Genomic DNA, 21,795 nt, shown 5'->3' on the forward strand with positions numbered 1-21,795 from the left:
CTTAATGGATCACGCAATTTATACCGCTATGGGCGCGGCCAGTCAGACGCTGAATCAACAGGCGGTGACGGCCAGCAACCTGGCAAACGCCTCCACGCCAGGGTTTCGTGCGCAGCTCAATGCGCTGCGTGCGGTTCCTGTAGAAGGATTGTCTTTACCGACGCGTACGCTGGTAGTGGCCTCCACGCCAGGGGCCGACATGACGCCGGGCCAGATGGACTATACCTCCCGCCCGCTGGACGTGGCGCTGCAACAAGATGGCTGGTTGGCTGTGCAAACCGCGGACGGTAGCGAAGGGTATACCCGTAATGGTGCCATTCAGGTAAGCCCTACGGGTGAACTGACTATTCAGGGGCATCCGGTAATCGGTGAAGCCGGGCCGATAGCCGTACCGGAAGGTTCCGAAGTCACCATTGCGGCTGACGGGACGATCTCGGCGCTTAACCCTGGCGATCCGGCCAATACGGTTGCGCCCGTTGGGCGTCTGAAACTGGTCAAGGCGATGGGGAATGAAGTGCAACGTGGTGATGACGGTATGTTTCGTCTGACCCAGGCCGCGCAGGCTACCCGTGGGGCGACGTTACAGGCCGACCCCAGCATTCGCGTTATGTCGGGCGTGCTGGAAGGTAGCAACGTCAAGCCGGTTGCCGCGATGAGCGACATGATCGCCAACGCTCGCCGTTTCGAAATGCAAATGAAGATTATCAGTAGCGTGGATGATAACGCGGGCCGCGCCAACCAACTGCTGTCGATGAGTTAACACAGGACATTTTATGATCAGTTCATTATGGATCGCCAAAACCGGCCTGGATGCGCAGCAAACCAACATGGATGTGATTGCCAACAACCTGGCAAACGTCAGCACCAACGGATTTAAGCGCCAACGTGCGGTGTTTGAAGATCTGTTGTATCAGACGATTCGCCAGCCTGGCGCCCAGTCTTCTGAACAAACCACACTGCCTTCCGGTTTGCAGATTGGTACCGGTGTGCGTCCGGTGGCAACCGAGCGTTTACACAGCCAGGGTAACCTGTCGCAAACCAATAACAGTAAAGATGTGGCGATTAAAGGCCAGGGCTTTTTCCAGGTCATGCTGCCTGATGGTACGTCAGCTTATACCCGTGACGGTTCTTTCCAGGTGGATCAGAACGGTCAACTGGTGACCGCGGGTGGTTTCCAGGTTCAGCCTGCCATCACCATCCCGGCTAATGCGCTCAGCATCACCATTGGACGTGACGGTATTGTCAGTGTGACCCAACAGGGTCAGGCTGCGCCTGTTCAGGTCGGGCAGCTTAACCTGACCACCTTTATGAACGACACCGGCCTGGAAAGTATTGGTGAGAATCTGTACACCGAAACGCAGTCATCCGGCGCGCCAAATGAGAGTACACCGGGGCTGAACGGCGCGGGTCTGCTGTACCAGGGGTATGTTGAAACCTCTAACGTCAACGTGGCGGAAGAGCTGGTAAACATGATCCAGGTTCAGCGCGCTTACGAAATCAACAGTAAAGCGGTATCGACTACCGATCAGATGCTGCAAAAACTGACGCAACTCTAAAGTGGGGTCCGGTGGGGTGAGAGCCTCACCGGCACACGGATTTTGAAGATGACCGCAATGCGAAAATACGCGCTTCACCCATACCCAATTTTAGCCCTGCTGGTGGTTTCACTGACAGGGTGCGCCTGGATCCCAGCCACGCCGCTCGTGCAGGGCGCGACGTCTGCTCAACCCGTTCCAGGCCCGACGCCGGTGGCGAATGGCTCAATCTTCCAGTCGGCGCAGCCGATTAACTACGGTTATCAGCCGCTCTTCGAAGACCGCCGTCCGCGCAATATTGGCGATACGCTGACCATCGTATTGCAGGAAAACGTCAGCGCGAGCAAAAGTTCCTCAGCAAACGCCAGCCGCGACGGCAAGACCAACTTTGGTTTTGATACCGTACCGCGCTACCTGCAAGGGCTGTTTGGTAACGAACGTGCCGACGTAGAAGCCTCCGGTGGGAACACCTTTAACGGTAAAGGCGGCGCGAACGCCAGCAATACCTTCAGCGGTACGTTGACCGTGACGGTCGATCAGGTACTGGTGAATGGCAATTTACATGTCGTGGGTGAAAAACAGATCGCCATTAATCAGGGCACTGAGTTCATTCGCTTCTCCGGGGTTGTTAACCCACGCACCATCAGTGGCAGCAACTCCGTACCGTCAACTCAGGTTGCGGATGCGCGTATTGAGTACGTCGGCAACGGCTACATCAATGAAGCGCAAAATATGGGCTGGTTGCAGCGTTTCTTCCTTAACTTGTCGCCGATGTAAGCGAGGTACCTGGTGTTTAAATCTCTTGTTGGAATGGTACTGGTACTGGCAACCGCCTTTGCGCATGCCGACCGTATTCGTGACCTGACCAGCGTGCAGGGCGTGCGGGAAAACTCGTTGATAGGTTACGGGCTGGTGGTCGGGCTGGATGGTACTGGTGACCAGACCACACAGACGCCGTTTACGACGCAAACGCTCAATAACATGCTGTCGCAGTTGGGGATCACCGTACCAACCGGCACCAATATGCAGCTGAAAAACGTGGCGGCGGTGATGGTTACCGCGCAGTTCCCAGCTTTTGGTCGCCAGGGGCAAACCATTGACGTGGTGGTCTCTTCCATGGGTAACGCCAAAAGCCTGCGCGGCGGCACGCTGCTGATGACCCCGCTGAAAGGGGTCGATAGTCAGGTATATGCCTTGGCGCAGGGGAATATTCTGGTTGGCGGTGCGGGCGCGGCTGCGGGTGGCAGTAGCGTGCAGGTTAACCAGCTCAATGGTGGACGCATCACCAATGGCGCGACCATCGAACGTGAGTTGCCCAGCCAGTTCGGCGGTGGCAACACCATTAATCTGCAGCTCAATAATGAAGATTTTACTATGGCGCAGCAGATCACCGACACAATCAACCGCTCGCGTGGCTTTGGTAGTGCAACGGCGCTGGATGCCCGGACCATACAAGTGCGTGTGCCAAGCGGCAACAGTTCGCAGGTACGTTTCCTTGCCGACATCCAGAATATGGAGGTGAACGTCACGCCGCAGGACGCGAAAGTCATTATCAACTCGCGTACGGGATCTGTGGTCATGAACCGTGAAGTCACGCTGGATAGCTGTGCCGTGGCGCAGGGTAACTTGTCGATTACGGTAAACCGCCAGGCAAACGTCAGCCAGCCGGATACGCCGTTTGGCGGCGGACAGACCGTGGTGACGCCACAAACGCAGATCGATCTGCGCCAGAGCGGCGGCTCGCTGCAAAGCGTACGTTCCAGCGCCAATCTGAACAACGTCGTGCGCGCGCTGAATGCGCTGGGGGCGACGCCGATGGATCTGATGTCCATTCTGCAATCGATGCAGAGCGCGGGTTGCTTACGCGCCAAACTGGAAATCATCTGATGATTGGTGACAGCAAACTGCTGACCAGCGCCGCCTGGGATGCGCAAGCACTGAACGAACTGAAAGCGAAAGCGGGTCAGGATCCGGCGGCGAATATTCGCCCCGTGGCCCGTCAGGTTGAAGGGATGTTCGTACAGATGATGCTGAAAAGCATGCGTGAAGCGTTGCCGAAAGATGGCGTGTTTAGCAGCGATTCGACACGTTTGTATACCAGCATGTATGACCAACAAATTGCGCAGCAGATGACCGCAGGTAAAGGTCTGGGACTGGCTGAAATGATGGTTAAGCAGATGACGCAAGGGCAAGCGCAACCTGCTGATGATGTGCCACAGGTGCCGATGAAGTTCCCGCTGGAAACGGTGACCAGTTATCAAAACCAGGCGCTGACGCAACTGGTACGCAAAGCCATCCCGAGGGCGACGGAAAGTAATGATGAGCCGCTATCGGGCGACAGTAAAGACTTCCTCGCTCAGCTGTCGCTGCCGGCAAAACTGGCGAGTCAGCAAAGCGGCGTTCCGCATCATCTGATTCTGGCGCAGGCGGCGCTGGAGTCCGGATGGGGCCAGCGGCAAATTCGCCGGGAAAACGGCGAACCGAGCTTCAACATTTTTGGCGTGAAGGCTTCGGGAAGCTGGAAGGGACCAACGACCGAAATCACCACCACCGAATATGAAAACGGCGAGGCGAAAAAGGTGAAAGCCAGATTCCGCGTCTATAGCTCTTACCTTGAGGCGCTGTCGGATTATGTCGGGCTGATTTCCCGTAACCCGCGCTATGCGGCGGTGACCGTAGCCGCAACCGCTGAGCAAGGGGCGCAGGCACTGCAAAATGCCGGTTACGCTACCGACCCTAACTGTGCGAAGAAATTAACCAGCATGATCCAGCAGTTGAAATCGATGAGTGAAAAGGTGAGCAAAACTTACAGCACCAACATCGATAATCTCTTTTAAATAGCTCAAGTCTACCGATCTGCTGCCGATAATAACGAGTATTGAAGGATTACAAGGAACCTCCATGTCCAGCTTGATTAATAACGCGATGAGTGGACTCAGCGCAGCGCAGGCCGCGTTGAACACTGCCAGTAATAACATCTCCAGCTATAACGTCGCCGGATATACACGGCAAACGACAATTATGGCGCAAGCGAACAGCACGCTGGGTGCGGGGGGCTGGGTAGGCAATGGCGTCTATGTTTCTGGCGTACAGCGCGAGTATGACTCGTTTATCACCAATCAGCTGCGGGCAGCGCAAAACCAGAGCAGCGGTCTGACGACGCGTTATGAGCAAATGTCGAAAATCGACAACCTGCTGTCCAGCAAAACCAGTTCGATTTCAACCTCAATGCAGGATTTTTTTACCAGTCTGCAAACGCTGGTCAGTAATGCTGAAGACCCGGCGGCACGCCAGGCGCTGATTGGTAAAGCTGATGGTTTGGTGAATCAGTTTAAAACGACCGATCAGTATCTACGCGATCAGGATAAGCAGGTTAATACCGCTATCAAAGCCAGCGTCGATCAGATCAACAACTACGCGAAACAAATCGCCAGCCTTAACGACCAGATTTCTCGTATGACTGGTGTCGGGGCTGGCGCATCCCCTAATGATTTGCTCGATCAGCGCGACCAACTGGTCAGTGAACTGAACCAGATTGTCGGCGTGGAAGTCAGCGTTCAGGACGGCGGCACTTACAACGTAACCATGGCGAATGGTTATTCACTGGTACAGGGCAGCAATGCGCGCCAACTGGCGGCAGTGCCCTCCAGTGACGATCCTTCGCGTACCACCGTTGCGTATGTAGATGGCGTTGCCGGAGCGGTTGAGATCCCTGAGAAATTGCTGAATACCGGTTCATTGGGTGGACTGCTCACCTTCCGTTCGCAGGAGCTGGATCAAACGCGTAACACGCTGGGCCAACTGGCGCTGGCATTTGCCGATGCGTTTAACACCCAGCATAAAGCAGGTTTTGATGCCAACGGCGATAAGGGCGAGAATTTCTTCGATATCGGCAGCCCGGTAGTGCTCAGCAACACGAAGAATAAAGGGACTGGTTCGCTTGATGTCAAAATGACGGACAGCTCTGCCGTGCAGGCAACAGATTATAAAATTGTGTTTGATGGCAAAGACTGGCAGGTGACTCGACTTGCCGACAACACCAGTTTTAAAGCCACCGTCACCGGTGGGAAAATGTCTTTTGACGGGATGGAGATCACCGTTAATGCTGGTGCGAAAGCGAATGACAGTTTCACCGTGAAACCGGTGAGCGACGCCATTATAGAAATGAAAGTCAAGGTGACAGACGAGTCGAAAATCGCCATGGCGTCAGAGAAAAATACGGATCCTACTGCAGATACAGGTGCAAGCGATAACCGTAACGGTCAGAAACTGCTGGATCTGCAAACCAAAGAAACTGTTGGTAATAAAACCTTTAACGACGCTTACGCCACCCTGGTGAGCGACGTGGGCAACAAAACGGCGACGCTGAAAACCAGCAGTACCACGCAAAACAATGTGGTCAAGCAGCTTTATAACCAGCAGCAGTCGATTTCCGGGGTAAACCTCGACGAAGAATACGGTAATTTGCAGCGTTATCAGCAGTATTACCTGGCCAACGCACAGGTATTGCAAACTGCGAATGCGCTGTTTGATGCATTGATTAATATTCGCTAAGGGAGAGGGACACAATGCGTATCAGCACCCAGATGATGTACCAGCAGAATATGCGTGGCATCACTAACTCTCAGGCTGAATGGATGAAGTTCGGCGAGCAGATGTCGACCGGCAAACGCGTGATCAGCCCGTCTGACGATCCGATTGCCGCGTCGCAGGCCGTCGTGCTTTCTCAGGCTCAGGCGCAGAACAGCCAGTATACGCTGGCGCGCACATTCGCTACGCAGAAAGTCTCGCTGGAAGAGAACGTACTGAGCCAGGTAACAACGGCTATTCAGGCTGCGCAGGAGAAAATTGTTTATGCCGGGAATGGTACATTAAGTGATGATGACCGTGCATCGTTGGCCACTGATTTACAGGGGATCCGCGATCAACTGATGAACCTGGCGAACAGCACCGATGGCAATGGTCGCTATATTTTTGGCGGCTACAAAACAGAATCCGCGCCGTTTGCGCAAGCTGATGGTTCCTACAGTGGCGGTACCACAAATGTGACCCAGCAGGTTGATGCTTCCCGTACCATGGTCATTGGTCACACGGGCGATAAAATCTTCGCCAACCTGACCAGCAACGCCGTACCGGAACCACCGGGTAGCACTCAGGAAAAGAACCTGTTCAAAATGCTGGATAGCGCGATTGCAGAGCTAAAAATTCCTATTGCGGGTGATGATGTGGCAAAGGAGAAAGCCGCAGCAGCTATCGATAAAACCAATCGTGGCCTGAAAAACTCACTGAATAACGTGCTTTCCGTTCGCGCAGAATTAGGTACTCAGCTTAGTGAACTAAGCTCGCTGGATTCACTGGGCGCCGATCGTGCGTTAGGCCAAACCCAACAGATGAGCAACCTGGTGGATGTCGACTGGAATGCGGCGATTTCGTCCTACGTCATGCAACAGGCCGCACTTCAGGCTTCTTATAAAGCATTTACCGATATGCAGGGAATGTCGTTGTTCCAGCTTAATCGGTAATAACCCTTTTTGAACATATCTTGAAACTGGGTATGTTTGTCTGCCCGCTCCCTTAACACCCCGGAGCGGGCATTTTTTTAGGCTACCGTTGTTTTGCTAAGCGACAGATTTCCCGTCAGCCTTATTACCAGCGCCAGCGCACCGCTGATGGTTGCCAGCGTCACCACACCTTCCCAGTTTGCCAGCGCATAGACCTGACTCCCGAGAACCGAACCCAGCGCCATACCAATGAACACCATAGTAAACAGCAGCGCATTCAGACGACCCCGGGCCAGAGGCTCCAGGCCATAAACCAGGTTCTGGTGAGCAACCAGGCTGGATTGCAATCCGAGATCAAAACCGACCGCCGAAAGAGCAATCAGCAGCCATTGTCCCTGTACTGGTAGAGCAGGTAACAAGAACATCAGTGCGAAGGAGACAGTTACCAGCAAAGCACCTAACTGCGTCACTTTTGCTGCGCCCACTTTATCGGCAAGATGACCTGCCAGCGGTGCGGCAAGCGCACCGGCGGCTCCCGCGATACCAAACGCGCCCGCCATAGCGCTACCCATGTGGTAATGTTCAGCTAACATCACCGCCAGCGTGGACCAAAAAGCGCTAAAAGCTATGGACAGAAAGCCCTGTGCCAGCGCCGCGCGGCGCAATGCGGGATACCGTTGCCAGAGCTGAGCCATAGAGAGCATCAATGATGGATAGCTCAGCGTGGAATGGGCCGTAAAACGAGGCAGCGCCTTCCACATAATTACGGTAATAATGGCAATACTGGCGGCGGCAAGTTGGTACATCTCACGCCAGCCAAACGCTTCACCCACCAATCCGCTGACGGTACGCGAGAGTAAAATCCCCAACAGCAGGCCTGTCATCACCGTGCCCACCGTTTTTCCTTGTTTGCCTTCCGGCGCCAGAATAGCTGCCGCGGGAACGATATCCTGCGCCATCGTTGCCGCCATGCCCATCAACAGGCTCACTATTAGCAGTGAATGCAACTGCCCGGTAAAACTGCATGCCAGAAGCAGTACGGCAAGAGAGATACTTTTCAGCAGGATTAATGTCCGGCGGTCATAACGATCGCCCAATGGCAATAAAAACAAAATACCCAGCGCGTATCCCGCCTGGGTCAGTGTTGGAACCAGTCCCATGCCGGTGATACTTAAGTTCAGATCCTGACCCATTAAAGGCAGAAGGGGCTGGGCATAGTAGATAGCAGCGACACTGAATCCGGCACCTGATGCCAGAACGAAAATGACCCAACGGGAAAGTGCGGTGTGTGTGTTCACAAATGATTCCTCAATCACAGGATGTGCGGCTATTTTTATCCTTCTGCGGGTGGTGCGGTAGCGAGCGCAGTGGTAAAACAGTTATACGCTGGGCGTATGAAGAAACTGATATGATAAAAACTGAACGTATAGATAGGGTGGAGCTAATGCGCACGTTTGTGCGCATCGTTGAAGCAGGATCGCTTTCGGCAGCGGCAAAACAGATGGGAACAACGCAAGCGACCGTAAGCCGACGGTTACAATCCCTGGAAACTCTGCTGGGAGTGAAACTGATCATGCGTACCACGCATGCGATGAAATTAACCGACGATGGAGAGCGTGGTTACCAGCACGCCAAAAATATCATCGATGCCTGGCTGGCGCTGGAAGATGGACTTAATGTCACGGAAGATGAACCGGTGGGGACGTTGCGCGTACGAGCGCCGCATGCGTTTGGACAGCAACAGCTCCTTGAGCCGCTTTTGCAGTTTCTTTCACGCTATCCACAGTTATCGGTGGAGTGGATGCTTAACGACAAAACCGTTGATTTTCTCAGCGATAATATTGATTGCGCGATTCGGGTTGGTGCGGAAGTCGATCCGGCCACGGTTTCTGTTTTACTGGCTGAAGTTCCCCGTAGCATGGTGGCGAGTCCTGTATTGCTGGAGCAATATGGTGAAATTTCGCACCTTGAGCAGTTATCCGTGCTGCCGTGGATTGCAGTGAACACATTTTTTCAGCATAGCGTTTCGTTGCTACACCAGGCGCGTAATGAACCTGTCACGCTGACTATTTCACCCAGATTAAGTACTGACAGTATTTATGTGGCAAGAAATGCCGCGCTGGCCGGGCTGGGAGTGACGATTGTTTCAAGCTGGATGGTTGAAGAAGATATCGCCAACGGACGTTTAGTTATGCTGCTACCCGAGTGGCGGGCGGCATCGTTGCCGGTGCATCTGGTTTATCCCTGGGCGCGTTACTATCCGACACGGTTGCGCAAATTTTTAGCGTTAATGAAGGATGTTATGCCGCAATTAACCGGGATGAAACGCGTAGAGCCGATATAAAAAAGCCGACCCTAAGGTCGGCTTTGAGGTTGATTATGGCTTATTCAACCGGCTGCGGGCGTGTTGCTGGCGCAGTGGCCTGATGCGTGGCGCTGTGTCCACCCGCAGCGCCTTTACCTTCAAAGGTGAACGCCGGGCGCTGCCAGTCGCTATGACGCGGCGCTTCTGGCACATATTCCGGCGCCGGAGCGCGGGTCATCGGCGCAGTCGCATGGCTGTGAAGGTGTTCGGCGTCAACGCTTGTTGCGACAACTTCAGCCTTAACGACCTCAGCTTCTGCAACCGGCGCCGCAACAACTTCCTGCGGCGCAGCGACTTCTTCCACAGTCGGCGCTACTTCCGCAACTTCTTCAACCACCTCCCGCTGGGAGACGACGATTTCCGCAGGCTCTTCAACCGCGACTTCAGCTACAGGTTCAGCTTCAGCGGCGATTTCTTCAGCTACAGGCGCGTCAGATTCAGCGATAATTTGCGGTTGTTCTTCAACCGGGGTCGCAATGACTTCCGGATGCGTGGTTTCAACAACGGCAATCTGAGGTTCCGTTACAACTTCCTCTGGCTGCACGGCTTCAACCGGCGCAGGAGTGTCCACAATGTGCTCAACGGCAGCCGCAGCAACCTGAGGCTCTACTGCGACAGAGGCAGTTTGCTCCTGGTGAATTTCCTGCTCGCGTTGTTCTTCAGCCTGCTGATCCTGCGGACGAACGACAGGGTAGCTGATCCATACTTTACCGGACGCTAATTCAGGAGAAGCACAGGCGACGGTCAGCGGCATTGGCGACTGAACCGGATAACGCTCGTCACGATAACGACGACGACGCTGTCCACTTACGCGCAGATGGCGAGGGGAACGGCGGGAACGACGCGGCATACCGTTGGAGTCACGCGCTTCGCTGTTGTCTTCCTGCTCAGGTGCGACAACGGCTGGCAGATCAACTTTCGCCAGTTCAGTACGCGGAGCCGGTACGGGCTGCTCAACGGGTTGAGCGACAACGACCTCAGCTGCCACCGCGGCAGTTGCCACTTCGGCTTCAACCGCCGCGCTGTCCGTGTAACGAACTTTCTGGTTCAACTGACGCTGTTTACGACGGGTCTGAGGCTGACGTACGCGCTCTTCCTGCTCGGTATCCTGCGCTGGCTGCTCAGCCAGGTTCAGCTCTTTAACTTCCTGCTGCGCCTGACGCTTGTCATCGTTGCGGCGGCGGTTGCGCTCACGACGTGGAGTCTGCTGCTCATCACCTGATTTCGCTTTGTCTGCGACATCACTGGACTGCTGGCGATTATCGCGTGCTTCCGCATTTTGCTGTTGGGCCTGACGACGGTTACGACGATTGTCATCGCGGTTTTCGCCGTTTTCTGCACGTTCGTTACGGTTATCACGATCGCCACGGCTATCGCGGTTATCACGACGATCGTTACGGTCGCGGCGATTATTTTGACGCGGTTTACGGCGGTCCTGCTGACGTTCCGTCTTCTCTTCAGCTTTCGGTGCGGGTTGTTCAACCGGCTTCGCTTCTTCGTTACCGCCGAAGATAGACTTCAGTGCGCTGAAGAAACGGCTAATCAAACCTGGCTGAGAGGCTGTTGCTACGGTGGCGGTAGCTTTAGGCGCGGCGGCTTTCACTGCGGGCTCTTGCACGGTTGGTGCTGGTGGCACGTCTGGCATAGCAAAGGTCGCGAGTGCCGGTTGCTCTGGCTGTTTACGCTCGACATACTCTTGTTCTGACGGCAGTTCCATTGCTTCTTCGTGCAACTTCGGCAGCAAGTAGCTCAGGGTTGGCGTTTCTTCGCCTTTGCGGACGCGCAGCACGGAATAGTGCGGGGTTTCCATCTGATCGTTTGGCACGATCACACAGCGTACGCCATTCTGACGCGTTTCTATAGCGTTGACCGCAGTACGCTTTTCGTTGAGCAGATAAGAGGCAATCGGCACAGGAACGATCGCGTGAACTTCCTGGGTATTCTCTTTTAGCGCTTCTTCTTCAATCAGACGCAGAATAGACAGCGACAGCGATTCGTTATCACGTACGGTACCGGTGCCGGAGCAGCGCGGGCAGACGTGATGGCTGGATTCACCCAGCGACGGGCTCAGACGCTGACGGGACATTTCCAGCAGGCCGAAACGAGAAATATGGCTGATCTGAATACGCGCTCGGTCCTGACGCACGGCCTCACGGAGACGGTTTTCCACCGCACGCTGGTGGCGAACCGGTGTCATATCGATAAAGTCGATAACAATCAGGCCGCCGAGGTCGCGCAGACGCAGCTGACGAGCAATTTCATCGGCTGCTTCCAGGTTGGTGTTGAATGCGGTTTCTTCGATGTCGCCACCGCGCGTAGCGCGTGCGGAGTTGATATCGATAGCTGTAAGGGCTTCAGTGCTGTCGATGACGATGGAGCCGCCGGACGGCAGACGCACTTCGCGCTGGAACGCAGACTCAATCTGAGATTCAATTTGATAGTGGCTGAACAGCGGGATTTCACCGGTGTACAGTTTGATTTTGCTGCTGAAATCTGGACGACCCAGCGCGGCGATGTGCTGACGCGCCATCTCCATGACTTTTGGGTTATCGATGAGAATTTCGCCGATGTCCTGACGTAAATAGTCACGGAACGCGCGAACGATGACGTTGCTTTCCTGGTGGATCAGGAATGGAGCAGGGCGGCTGTCAGCGGCTTTTTGAATGGCTTCCCAGTGTTTCAGGCGGAAGCTCAGGTCCCACTGCAGCGCTTCGGCGGATTTGCCGACGCCTGCGGTACGCACGATAAGCCCCATGCCATCAGGCAATTCCAGGCTTGCCAGCGCTTCTTTTAATTCGGTACGATCGTCGCCTTCAATACGACGGGAGATGCCGCCCGCGCGCGGGTTGTTCGGCATCAGAACCAGATAACTACCCGCCAGGCTGATAAAGGTGGTCAGCGCAGCGCCTTTATTGCCGCGTTCTTCTTTATCGATCTGAACGATGACTTCCTGACCTTCACGCAACACATCTTTAATGTTGGGACGACCATGGGAGTTGTAGTTAGCGGGGAAGTATTCGCGGGCAATTTCTTTTAACGGAAGGAAACCGTGACGTTCAGCGCCGTAATCAACAAAAGCAGCTTCCAGACTCGGTTCAATACGGGTAATTTTACCTTTATAGATGTTGGCTTTTTTCTGTTCGTGTCCAGGACTTTCGATATCCAGATCGTACAGACGTTGCCCATCTACAAGGGCTACACGCAACTCTTCCTGCTGAGTCGCGTTAATTAACATTCTTTTCATCGTAACTTACTCATTATTCTTACATTGACGACTAAGCTGCGGGCAGAGTAATGCCTTTCCGGGTGTGAACCGATGGCCTCGTGTCTATTCGCGTCGCCAACCTCACGGTTATCGTCAGCTCAAAGAGGCGCAGAGTGTCGGTTGCCTGTATTTCATACGGAAACACAGCGCAATTATCAGGGGAACAGTCTGGGTGTTACTCTCCAGAAAAGCTTCCTTATTACCGGTAAGGACTGCAACCCGCAGCCCGCTAACTGCCTGAAAGATCAATACGTCTTACGCCATTGCTGCGTTGATGATCGGTCGGGCAAAATTGGGTCATTCCGGAAAAGGTCTTGTTTTAACAAGATTCAACACGGAAACAACCTCATTATTCCACTGCTAACCTTGTTATAGCAAGATGACTTTTGCCATTTATCACCCGGTTACTCACAGTTTTTTCACTTCCGCGTAGTGATTGGTTTAATAACCACCAAATCGGCTATGTCAAACTTAAGTAATAGGGTATAGCAGTTAATATAAGCATAGAAAAATGTGTGGCGCGAATCTTGATGGCTATTTAAAATCGGCCCCCATGAAAACAGAGACTCCAGCCGTAAAAACAGTTGCCATTACTGCCGACGAAGCAGGGCAACGCATCGACAACTTTTTGCGTACTCAACTCAAGGGTGTGCCGAAAAGTATGATTTATCGCATTTTGCGTAAAGGCGAAGTGCGGGTGAATAAAAAACGCATTAAACCCGAGTACAAACTCGAAGATGGGGACATCGTGCGTATTCCACCTGTGCGTGTCGCCGAACGTGAAGAAGAGGCTATTTCCCCAAATCTGCAGAAGGTTGCGGCGCTGACTGATGTCATTTTGTATGAAGATGATCATATTCTGGTGCTTAACAAACCTTCAGGAACGGCCGTACATGGCGGAAGCGGATTAAGCTTTGGTGTTATTGAAGGCTTACGCGCGTTACGTCCGGAAGCGCGTTTCCTCGAACTGGTGCATCGCCTGGACCGGGATACCTCCGGTGTGCTGCTGGTTGCTAAAAAACGCTCAGCTTTACGTTCGTTGCATGAGCAGTTGCGTGAAAAAGGGATGCAGAAAGACTATCTGGCGCTGGTGAGAGGCCAGTGGCAGTCACATGTCAAAACCGTGCAGGCGCCGCTGTTGAAGAATATTCTGCAAAGCGGCGAGCGTATCGTGCGGGTGAATCAGGAAGGCAAGCCGTCGGAAACACGCTTTAAGGTAGAGGAGCGCTATGCGTTTGCCACGCTCGTGCGCTGTAGTCCGGTGACAGGGCGTACGCACCAGATTCGTGTGCATACCCAATATGCCGGGCATCCGATAGCCTTTGACGATCGCTATGGCGACCGCGAGTTCGATAAGCAACTCGCGGATACCGGACTGAACAGGCTGTTCCTTCACGCCGCGGCGTTAAAATTCACCCATCCGGGGACGGGCGAAGTGATGCGTGTTGAAGCGCCGCTGGATAAGCAGTTGAAGCGCTGCCTTGAGGTGTTACGCAGCAAAGCCTGATGCGCGTTGCTTATCAGGCCTACAATCGCGTTATGTGCTGTAGGCCTGACAAGACGCATCGCGTCGCCATCAGGCAGATTAACTAGGCGTTCAGCGGGTTCATCTCTTCCCGGCGCAGCATTTGACACAATGCGATCAGCGGCAGGCCGATCAGCGTATTTGGGTCGCGGCCCTCAAGACGCTCAAAGAGAGCAATACCTAACCCCTCACTTTTAAAACTACCGGCACAATGTAGCGGGCGTTCTTTGCGCAGGTAATCATCAATTTCCGCTTCGCTTAAATGCCGAAAATGAACATCGAACGGCTCGACCTCAGTTTGTAAATGTCCGGTAGCTGAATTATAAAGCGCCAGTCCGGTGTAAAACGTCACAATATTGCCTCGGGCTTTGAGTAATTGTTGGCGCGCATTTTCTTCTGTTAATGGTTTGCCGGTTATTTCACCATCAAGAACACAAATTTGATCGGAGCCAATAATCAGATGCGCTGGATAACGGTGAGCGAGAGATTGCGCTTTTTGTTGCGCCAGTCGCGAGACTAAATGGCGTGGCGCTTCGCCGGGTAACGGCGTTTCATCCACCTCGGGAGCCGCGCATTCGAACGGAATTGCCAGTTTTTCAAGTAAAGCGCGACGCCAGGGAGAGGTCGAGGCAAGTATAAGTTGAGGCATATTTTTCCCCTCGCATATAGCGTATTGATGAGAGCCATTTTAAACTATGGACTTCGTCCTACAAGCTGGCTGTATTGGCTTGTCTTGAGCGATTTTAAGTCGATGACCCGCAATGTGTGCGAATTATTGGCAAAAGGCAACCTCAGGCTGCCTTTTTCTTTGACTATATGACGTTACAAAGTTAATATGCGCGCCCTATGCAAAAGGTAAAATTACCCCTGACTCTTGATCCGGTTCGTACGGCTCAAAAACGCCTCGATTATGAAGGTATCTATGCTTCTGATCTGGTTGAGCGCGTCGCCGATTCTGTAGTCAGTGTGGACAGTGATGTGGAATGCTCCATGTCGTTCGCTATCGATAACCAGCGCCTTGCCGTTATAACCGGCGATGCAAAAGTGTCGGTTACGCTCGAATGTCAGCGTTGCGGGAAACCGTTCCCACTTCATGTTCACACAACATATTGTTTTAGTCCTGTCCGTTCTGACGAGCAGGCTGAAGCACTCCCGGAAGCGTATGAGCCGATTGAGGTTAACGAGTTCGGTGAAATCGATCTGCTTGCAATGGTTGAAGATGAGATTATCCTCTCCTTGCCGGTAGTTCCGGTGCATGATTCTGAACACTGTGAAGTGTCCGAGGCGGACATGGTCTTTGGTGAATTGCCTGATGAAGCGCAAAAACCAAACCCATTTGCCGTATTAGCCAGCTTAAAGCGTAAGTAATTGAGGAGTAAGGTCCATGGCCGTACAACAGAATAAACCAACCCGTTCCAAACGTGGCATGCGTCGTTCTCATGACGCTCTGACCGCAGTCACCAGCCTGTCTGTAGACAAAACTTCTGGTGAACAACACCTGCGTCACCACATCACTGCCGACGGTTTCTACCGTGGCCGTAAGGTAATCGCTAAGTAATCACGCATGACTCAATGGATTTCCCGCTTCGGTGAGAAAGACAGAGAGCGCAAGCGTGATGAAGCTTAGTGAGGCTTTCCCCGGGTAACTGGGGAAACACCTAACCGGGCAGCGACGATACCTTGACACGTCTAACCCTGGCGTTAGATGTCATGGGGGGAGATTTTGGCCCTACCGTGACAGTGCCTGCAGCATTGCAGGCACTGAATTCTAATTCGCAACTCACACTTCTTTTAGTCGGGGATCCCGATACAATCACGCCATTACTTGCCAAAGCTGACTTCGAACAACGTTCACGTCTGCAGATTATCCCTGCTCAGTCAGTTATTGCCAGTGATGCCCGGCCCTCGCAAGCTATTCGCGCCAGTCGTGGAAGCTCAATGCGTGTTGCCCTGGAGCTCGTGAAAGAAGGTCGAGCGCAAGCCTGTGTGAGCGCCGGTAATACGGGCGCGCTAATGGGACTTGCGAAGTTATTGCTCAAACCTCTTGAGGGTATTGAGCGTCCTGCGCTGGTGACGGTTTTACCGCATCAACAAAAGGGCAAAACGGTGGTGCTGGATTTAGGCGCTAACGTGGATTGTGATAGCACGATGTTGGTGCAATTTGCCGTCATGGGTTCCGTCCTGGCAGAAGAAGTCGTTGGGATTGCTAATCCTCGCGTTGCGTTGCTCAACATCGGCGAAGAAGAAACTAAAGGTCTCGACAGTATTCGGGATGCTTCTGCAGTGCTAAAAACAATCCCTTCCATTAACTATATAGGCTATCTTGAAGCCAATGAGTTACTGACTGGCAAAACCGATGTGCTGGTCTGTGACGGCTTTACCGGCAATGTCACATTAAAGACGATGGAAGGGGTTGTCAGAATGTTCCTTTCACTGCTGAAATCTCAGGGTGAGAGCAAAAAACGGTCGTGGTGGCTGCTTTTATTAAAACGTTGGTTACAAAAAAGCCTGACAAGGCGATTTAGTCACCTCAACCCCGACCAGTATAATGGCGCCTGTCTGTTAGGATTGCGCGGCACGGTGATTAAGAGTCATGGTGCGGCTAATCAGCGAGCATTTGAGGTCGCGATTGAACAGGCAGTGCAGGCGGTGCAGCGACAAGTTCCTCAGCGAATTGCCGCTCGCCTGGAATCTGTATACCCAGCTGGATTCGAACTGCTGGACGATGGCGAAAGCGCAAACTCACGGGCGCACAGATAACAGTGCGTTTGTGAATGCTGCCAGCGTACCGGCGTTTTGCTCGTGGCGGTATATAACCAAAAAGTGACTGAGCGTACATGTATACGAAGATTATTGGTACCGGCAGCTATCTGCCTGAACAAGTGCGTACTAACGCCGATTTGGAAAAAATGGTCGAGACATCTGATGAGTGGATCGTCACTCGTACAGGTATCCGTGAACGCCACATTGCAGCGCCAAATGAAACAGTTGCGACGATGGGCTTTGCCGCCGCAAACCGTGCACTGGAAATGGCAGGCATCGACAAAGAAGAAATTGGTCTGATTGTGGTTGCCACCACATCATCCACACACGCATTTCCAAGCGCGGCATGCCAGATCCAAAGTATGCTGGGGATCAAAGGCTGTCCGGCGTTTGACGTTGCGGCCGCTTGTGCGGGTTTTACCTATGCCCTGAGTGTTGCTGACCAGTACGTTAAGTCTGGCGCAGTGAAGCATGCGCTGGTCGTGGGGTCTGATGTCCTGGCTCGTACCTGTGATCCAACCGATCGTGGAACGATCATTATCTTTGGTGACGGCGCGGGCGCGGTGGTACTGAGCGCATCCGAAGAGCCGGGCATTCTCTCCACGCATCTGCACGCTGATGGTCGCTACGGTGAGTTGTTGACGCTTCCTAACGCCGATCGCGTAAATCCGGATAACCCGATTCACCTGACGATGGCGGGTAACGAAGTATTTAAAGTCGCGGTGACCGAGCTTGCCCACATCGTTGATGAAACGCTGGAAGCCAATAATCTCGACCGTTCTGCGCTGGACTGGCTGGTGCCGCATCAGGCAAACCTGCGCATTATCAGCGCGACAGCGAAAAAGCTGGGCATGTCGATGGATAATGTCGTCGTTACACTGGACAGACATGGCAATACGTCCGCGGCTTCCGTACCGTGCGCACTGGACGAAGCCGTCCGCGACGGGCGTATCAAAGCCGGGCAGTTGATATTGCTTGAAGCCTTCGGGGGTGGATTCACCTGGGGCTCCGCGCTGGTTCGTTTCTAGTATAAGGATTTTAACATGACGCAATTTGCATTTGTGTTTCCGGGGCAGGGTTCCCAGACCGTTGGGATGTTGTCTGAAATGGCAGCAAGCTACCCAATTGTTGAAGAAACTTTTGCTGAAGCATCAGCTGCGCTGGGCTATGATCTGTGGGCGCTGACTCAGCAAGGTCCGGCAGAAGAACTGAATAAAACCTGGCAGACGCAGCCAGCGCTATTGGCTGCGTCTGTCGCACTGTATCGCGTATGGCAGCAGCAGGGGGGTAAAACACCTGCGCTGATGGCAGGTCACAGCCTGGGCGAATACTCTGCGCTGGTATGTGCGGGCGTAATGGGTTTTGCCGATGCCGTCCGTCTGGTTGAACTGCGCGGCAAATTCATGCAGGAAGCCGTACCGGAAGGTACTGGCGGCATGTCTGCGATTATTGGTCTGGACGATGCATCTATCGCTAAAGCGTGTGAAGAGTCTGCCGAAGGGCAGGTCGTTTCTCCGGTTAACTTCAACTCGCCGGGCCAGGTGGTTATCGCCGGGCATAAAGAAGCCGTAGAACGTGCAGGGGCTGCCTGTAAAGCCGCTGGCGCCAAGCGTGCGCTGCCGTTGCCGGTCAGCGTGCCTTCTCACTGCGCGCTGATGAAGCCTGCCGCTGAGAAACTGGCCGTTGAATTGCAAAAAATCACTTTCAACGCGCCGACTGTTCCAGTTGTGAACAACGTCGACGTGAAGTGTGAAACTACCGCAGACGCGATTCGCGATGCGCTGGTTCGTCAACTGTACAGCCCGGTTCAGTGGACCAAAACCGTTGAATTTATGGCATCGCAGGGCGTAGAGCACCTGTATGAAGTGGGGCCAGGTAAAGTTCTCACCGGTTTGACGAAACGTATTGTTGACACCCTGACCGCTTCGGCACTGAATGAGCCGACAGCGCTGTCTGCGGCGCTAGAGCAATAAAAGAGGAAGCCCATGAATTTTGAAGGAAAAATCGCGCTGGTAACCGGTGCAAGCCGTGGAATTGGCCGCGCAATTGCTGAGACACTCGTTGCCCGTGGCGCGAAAGTTATCGGTACTGCAACCAGTGAAAACGGCGCGCAGGCCATTAGCGATTACTTAGGTGCAAATGGTAAAGGTCTGATGTTGAATGTGACCGATCCGGCATCTATCGAATCTGTTCTGGAAAATATTCGCGCAGAATTTGGTGAAGTCGATATTCTGGTCAATAATGCCGGGATTACTCGTGATAACCTGTTAATGCGCATGAAAGATGACGAGTGGAACGATATCATCGAAACCAACCTGTCATCTGTTTTCCGTCTGTCAAAAGCGGTAATGCGAGCTATGATGAAAAAGCGTCATGGGCGTATTATCACTATCGGTTCTGTGGTTGGTACCATGGGAAATGCGGGTCAGGCTAACTACGCTGCGGCGAAAGCAGGTCTGATCGGCTTCAGTAAATCACTGGCGCGCGAAGTTGCGTCCCGTGGTATTACTGTAAACGTTGTTGCTCCGGGCTTTATTGAAACGGACATGACGCGTGCGCTGTCTGACGATCAGCGTGCGGGTATCCTGGCGCAGGTTCCTGCGGGTCGCCTTGGTGGCGCTCAGGAAATCGCCAGTGCGGTTGCATTTTTAGCTTCTGACGAAGCAAGTTACATCACAGGTGAGACTTTGCACGTCAACGGCGGGATGTACATGGTTTAACCACGATTGAAAAATATTTGCGTTATTAGTGGGAATGGCCTCAAAATAACGTAAAATCGTGGTAAGACCTGCCGGGATTTAGTTGCAAATTTTTCAACATTTTATACACTACGAAAACCATCGCGAAAGCGAGTTTTGATAGGAAATTTAAGAGTATGAGCACTATCGAAGAACGCGTTAAGAAAATTATCGGCGAACAGCTGGGCGTTAAGCAGGAAGAAGTTACCAACAATGCTTCCTTCGTTGAAGACCTGGGCGCAGATTCTCTTGACACCGTTGAGCTGGTAATGGCTCTGGAAGAAGAGTTTGATACTGAGATTCCGGACGAAGAAGCTGAGAAAATCACTACCGTTCAGGCTGCCATTGATTACATCAACGGCCACCAGGCGTAAGTGAACATCTCCAGGCGGTCATTCGACCGCCTGAGTTTTATCTTTTTATCCCACTTGAATTATTTTCCCTCCCTGGAGGACAACCGTGTCTAAGCGTCGTGTAGTTGTGACCGGACTGGGCATGTTGTCTCCTGTCGGCAATACCGTAGAGTCTACCTGGAAAGCTCTCCTTGCCGGTCAGAGTGGCATCAGCCTGATCGACCATTTCGATACTAGCGCCTATGCAACGAAATTTGCTGGCTTAGTAAAGGATTTTAACTGTGAAGACATTATCTCGCGCAAAGAACAGCGCAAGATGGATGCTTTCATTCAATATGGAATTGTCGCTGGCGTTCAGGCCATGCAGGATTCTGGCCTCGAAATTACGGAAGAGAACGCCCACCGTATTGGCGCCGCTATTGGCTCCGGTATTGGCGGCCTCGGTCTGATCGAAGAAAACCATACCTCTTTGGTAAACGGTGGACCGCGTAAGATCAGCCCGTTCTTCGTTCCGTCGACGATTGTTAACATGGTGGCAGGTCACCTGACCATCATGTACGGCCTGCAAGGGCCAAGCATCTCCATCGCGACTGCCTGTACTTCAGGCGTACATAACATCGGTCATGCCGCACGTATCATTGCATACGGTGATGCAGACGCGATGGTTGCGGGTGGTGCTGAAAAAGCCAGTACGCCGCTGGGCGTGGGTGGCTTTGGCGCGGCACGTGCGCTGTCTACGCGTAATGATAACCCGCAAGCGGCAAGCCGCCCATGGGATAAAGAGCGTGATGGCTTTGTGCTTGGCGACGGCGCAGGCATGGTGGTACTGGAAGAGTACGAGCATGCGAAAGCGCGCGGCGCAAAAATCTATGCTGAAGTTGTTGGCTTTGGTATGAGCAGCGATGCTTACCACATGACGTCACCACCGGAAAACGGTGCAGGCGCTGCGCTGGCAATGGTCAACGCACTGCGTGATGCGGCTATCGAAGCGGGTCAGATCGGCTATGTCAACGCGCATGGTACGTCTACTCCTGCAGGCGATAAAGCTGAAACCCAGGCAGTGAAATCTGTCTTTGGCGATGCAGCGAGCCGTGTGATGGTAAGCTCAACCAAATCCATGACCGGGCACCTGTTAGGCGCTGCGGGCGCGGTAGAGTCTATTTTCTCTATCCTGGCGCTGCGCGATCAGGCTATTCCGCCAACCATCAACCTGGATAACCCGGATGAAGGTTGTGACCTGGACTTCGTTCCTCACGAAGCGCGTCAGGTGAGTGGTTTGGAATATGCTCTGTGTAACTCCTTCGGCTTCGGTGGTACCAACGGTTCTTTGATCTTTAAAAAGATTTAAGTCCCGTCAGGTGATGCGTTAGCAACGAAATAAAACTGAAAAGGTCCGCTTGTCGGGCCTTTTTTTATTCGGTTTTTCGCCCTTGTCCTGTGTTACTCATCCTGCCAAACTAGCGGACCAGATATAAGGAGCCTCCATGTTCTTAATTAATGGCCGCGAGCAAAATCTGCTGGCCGCAAGCGATCGAGCGACTCAATTTGGTGATGGTTGTTTTACTACCGCGCGAATTATCGACGGTGAAATTTGCCTCTTTGCAGCGCATCTTGCGCGTTTACAAGACGCTTGCCAAAAGTTGCTGATCCCTTTCGAACAATGGCCAGAGCTGCAAGATGAAATGAAAATCCTGGCGCAAGGACACGCGCGTGGCGTCTTGAAAGTCATTATTAGCCGCGGTAGCGGCGG

At 53.2% G+C, this 21,795-nt stretch carries 21 protein-coding genes; 18 read left to right on the top strand and 3 right to left on the bottom strand.

Features of this window, described 5'->3' with window-relative positions; translation table 11 throughout:
* The first annotated feature begins 4 nt into the window (after positions 1 to 4).
* The 7 genes from FDW92_RS11025 to flgL all read left to right on the top strand — a co-directional run bounded on the left by FDW92_RS11025 (position 5) and on the right by flgL (position 7,057).
* A complete protein-coding gene (locus tag FDW92_RS11025) occupies positions 5 to 760 on the top strand; it encodes a flagellar basal body rod protein FlgF (protein ID WP_042309200.1) in 756 nt (251 codons plus the stop codon).
* Between the two features lie 13 nt (positions 761 to 773).
* Entirely contained in the window at positions 774 to 1,556 is a 783-nt protein-coding gene (gene flgG, locus FDW92_RS11030; RefSeq protein ID WP_006685087.1) for a flagellar basal-body rod protein FlgG, read from the top strand.
* Between the two features lie 57 nt (positions 1,557 to 1,613).
* Complete coding sequence (gene flgH, locus FDW92_RS11035; protein WP_016152630.1) at positions 1,614 to 2,312, top strand: flagellar basal body L-ring protein FlgH; 699 nt, start codon at positions 1,614 to 1,616, stop codon at positions 2,310 to 2,312.
* A 33-nt stretch (positions 2,313 to 2,345) separates the two neighbouring features.
* Positions 2,346 to 3,422, top strand: coding sequence for a flagellar basal body P-ring protein FlgI (locus tag FDW92_RS11040; protein ID WP_087857787.1), 1,077 nt, complete (start codon positions 2,346 to 2,348; stop codon positions 3,420 to 3,422).
* Positions 3,422 to 4,372 carry a flagellar assembly peptidoglycan hydrolase FlgJ gene (gene flgJ / locus FDW92_RS11045; RefSeq protein ID WP_137400624.1) on the top strand — a complete coding sequence of 317 codons (951 nt, stop codon included), beginning with the start codon at positions 3,422 to 3,424 and terminating at the stop codon, positions 4,370 to 4,372. The genes FDW92_RS11040 and flgJ overlap by 1 nt, the downstream gene beginning before the upstream one ends.
* A gap of 64 nt (positions 4,373 to 4,436) precedes the next feature.
* Positions 4,437 to 6,089: a flagellar hook-associated protein FlgK gene (gene flgK, locus FDW92_RS11050; protein WP_042309197.1), complete on the top strand. Its 1,653-nt coding sequence runs from the start codon at positions 4,437 to 4,439 to the stop codon at positions 6,087 to 6,089.
* Between the two features lie 14 nt (positions 6,090 to 6,103).
* The gene (gene flgL, locus FDW92_RS11055; protein ID WP_042309196.1) at positions 6,104 to 7,057 is read left to right on the top strand and encodes a flagellar hook-associated protein FlgL; all 954 of its coding nucleotides are present in this window, start codon (positions 6,104 to 6,106) and stop codon (positions 7,055 to 7,057) included.
* A 77-nt stretch (positions 7,058 to 7,134) separates the two neighbouring features.
* Here flgL and FDW92_RS11060 read toward each other — a convergent pair whose 3' ends face one another.
* On the bottom strand, positions 7,135 to 8,334 hold the full coding sequence (locus FDW92_RS11060) for an MFS transporter (protein WP_042309195.1): 1,200 nt from the start codon (positions 8,332 to 8,334) through the stop codon (positions 7,135 to 7,137).
* 110 nt (positions 8,335 to 8,444) lie between these two features.
* Here FDW92_RS11060 and FDW92_RS11065 point away from each other — a divergent pair, with 110 nt between their 5' ends.
* On the top strand, positions 8,445 to 9,380 hold the full coding sequence (locus tag FDW92_RS11065) for a LysR family transcriptional regulator (RefSeq protein ID WP_042309194.1): 936 nt from the start codon (positions 8,445 to 8,447) through the stop codon (positions 9,378 to 9,380).
* Between the two features lie 40 nt (positions 9,381 to 9,420).
* Here FDW92_RS11065 and rne read toward each other — a convergent pair whose 3' ends face one another.
* Entirely contained in the window at positions 9,421 to 12,645 is a 3,225-nt protein-coding gene (gene rne / locus FDW92_RS11070) for a ribonuclease E (RefSeq protein ID WP_042309192.1), read from the bottom strand.
* A gap of 574 nt (positions 12,646 to 13,219) precedes the next feature.
* On the opposite strand from rne, the gene rluC reads away from it, so the two are divergent.
* On the top strand, positions 13,220 to 14,173 hold the full coding sequence (rluC, locus tag FDW92_RS11075; RefSeq protein WP_169742015.1) for a 23S rRNA pseudouridine(955/2504/2580) synthase RluC: 954 nt from the start codon (positions 13,220 to 13,222) through the stop codon (positions 14,171 to 14,173).
* 82 nt (positions 14,174 to 14,255) lie between these two features.
* On the opposite strand, the gene FDW92_RS11080 is transcribed toward rluC, so the two are convergent.
* Positions 14,256 to 14,840, bottom strand: coding sequence for a nucleoside triphosphate pyrophosphatase (locus FDW92_RS11080; RefSeq protein WP_042309189.1), 585 nt, complete (start codon positions 14,838 to 14,840; stop codon positions 14,256 to 14,258).
* Positions 14,841 to 15,037: 197 nt separating this feature from the next.
* Between FDW92_RS11080 and yceD the strand changes: the two genes are divergently transcribed.
* The 9 genes from yceD to FDW92_RS23215 all read left to right on the top strand — a co-directional run.
* Complete coding sequence (yceD, locus tag FDW92_RS11085) at positions 15,038 to 15,559, top strand: 23S rRNA accumulation protein YceD (RefSeq protein ID WP_042309187.1); 522 nt, start codon at positions 15,038 to 15,040, stop codon at positions 15,557 to 15,559.
* Between the two features lie 16 nt (positions 15,560 to 15,575).
* Complete coding sequence (gene rpmF / locus FDW92_RS11090) at positions 15,576 to 15,749, top strand: 50S ribosomal protein L32 (RefSeq protein WP_003036242.1); 174 nt, start codon at positions 15,576 to 15,578, stop codon at positions 15,747 to 15,749.
* Positions 15,750 to 15,871: 122 nt separating this feature from the next.
* Positions 15,872 to 16,951 (top strand): phosphate acyltransferase PlsX, encoded by a 1,080-nt coding sequence (gene plsX, locus FDW92_RS11095; protein ID WP_072014758.1) that lies wholly within the window; start codon positions 15,872 to 15,874, stop codon positions 16,949 to 16,951.
* A 77-nt stretch (positions 16,952 to 17,028) separates the two neighbouring features.
* Complete coding sequence (locus tag FDW92_RS11100; RefSeq protein ID WP_006685075.1) at positions 17,029 to 17,982, top strand: beta-ketoacyl-ACP synthase III; 954 nt, start codon at positions 17,029 to 17,031, stop codon at positions 17,980 to 17,982.
* Positions 17,983 to 17,997: 15 nt separating this feature from the next.
* Positions 17,998 to 18,927, top strand: coding sequence for an ACP S-malonyltransferase (gene fabD / locus FDW92_RS11105; protein ID WP_042309182.1), 930 nt, complete (start codon positions 17,998 to 18,000; stop codon positions 18,925 to 18,927).
* Between the two features lie 12 nt (positions 18,928 to 18,939).
* Entirely contained in the window at positions 18,940 to 19,674 is a 735-nt protein-coding gene (gene fabG, locus FDW92_RS11110; protein ID WP_042309180.1) for a 3-oxoacyl-ACP reductase FabG, read from the top strand.
* 155 nt (positions 19,675 to 19,829) lie between these two features.
* Positions 19,830 to 20,066 carry an acyl carrier protein gene (gene acpP, locus FDW92_RS11115; RefSeq protein ID WP_000103754.1) on the top strand — a complete coding sequence of 79 codons (237 nt, stop codon included), beginning with the start codon at positions 19,830 to 19,832 and terminating at the stop codon, positions 20,064 to 20,066.
* 85 nt (positions 20,067 to 20,151) lie between these two features.
* Positions 20,152 to 21,393, top strand: coding sequence for a beta-ketoacyl-ACP synthase II (gene fabF, locus FDW92_RS11120; RefSeq protein ID WP_003036260.1), 1,242 nt, complete (start codon positions 20,152 to 20,154; stop codon positions 21,391 to 21,393).
* Between the two features lie 136 nt (positions 21,394 to 21,529).
* Positions 21,530 to 21,795 (top strand): aminotransferase class IV (locus FDW92_RS23215; RefSeq protein WP_249357168.1); only part of this gene is annotated, 266 nt, incomplete at its 3' end.

This window comes from Citrobacter sp. wls706, from assembly GCF_005281305.1.
Taxonomy (GTDB): Bacteria; Pseudomonadota; Gammaproteobacteria; order Enterobacterales; family Enterobacteriaceae; genus Citrobacter; species Citrobacter werkmanii.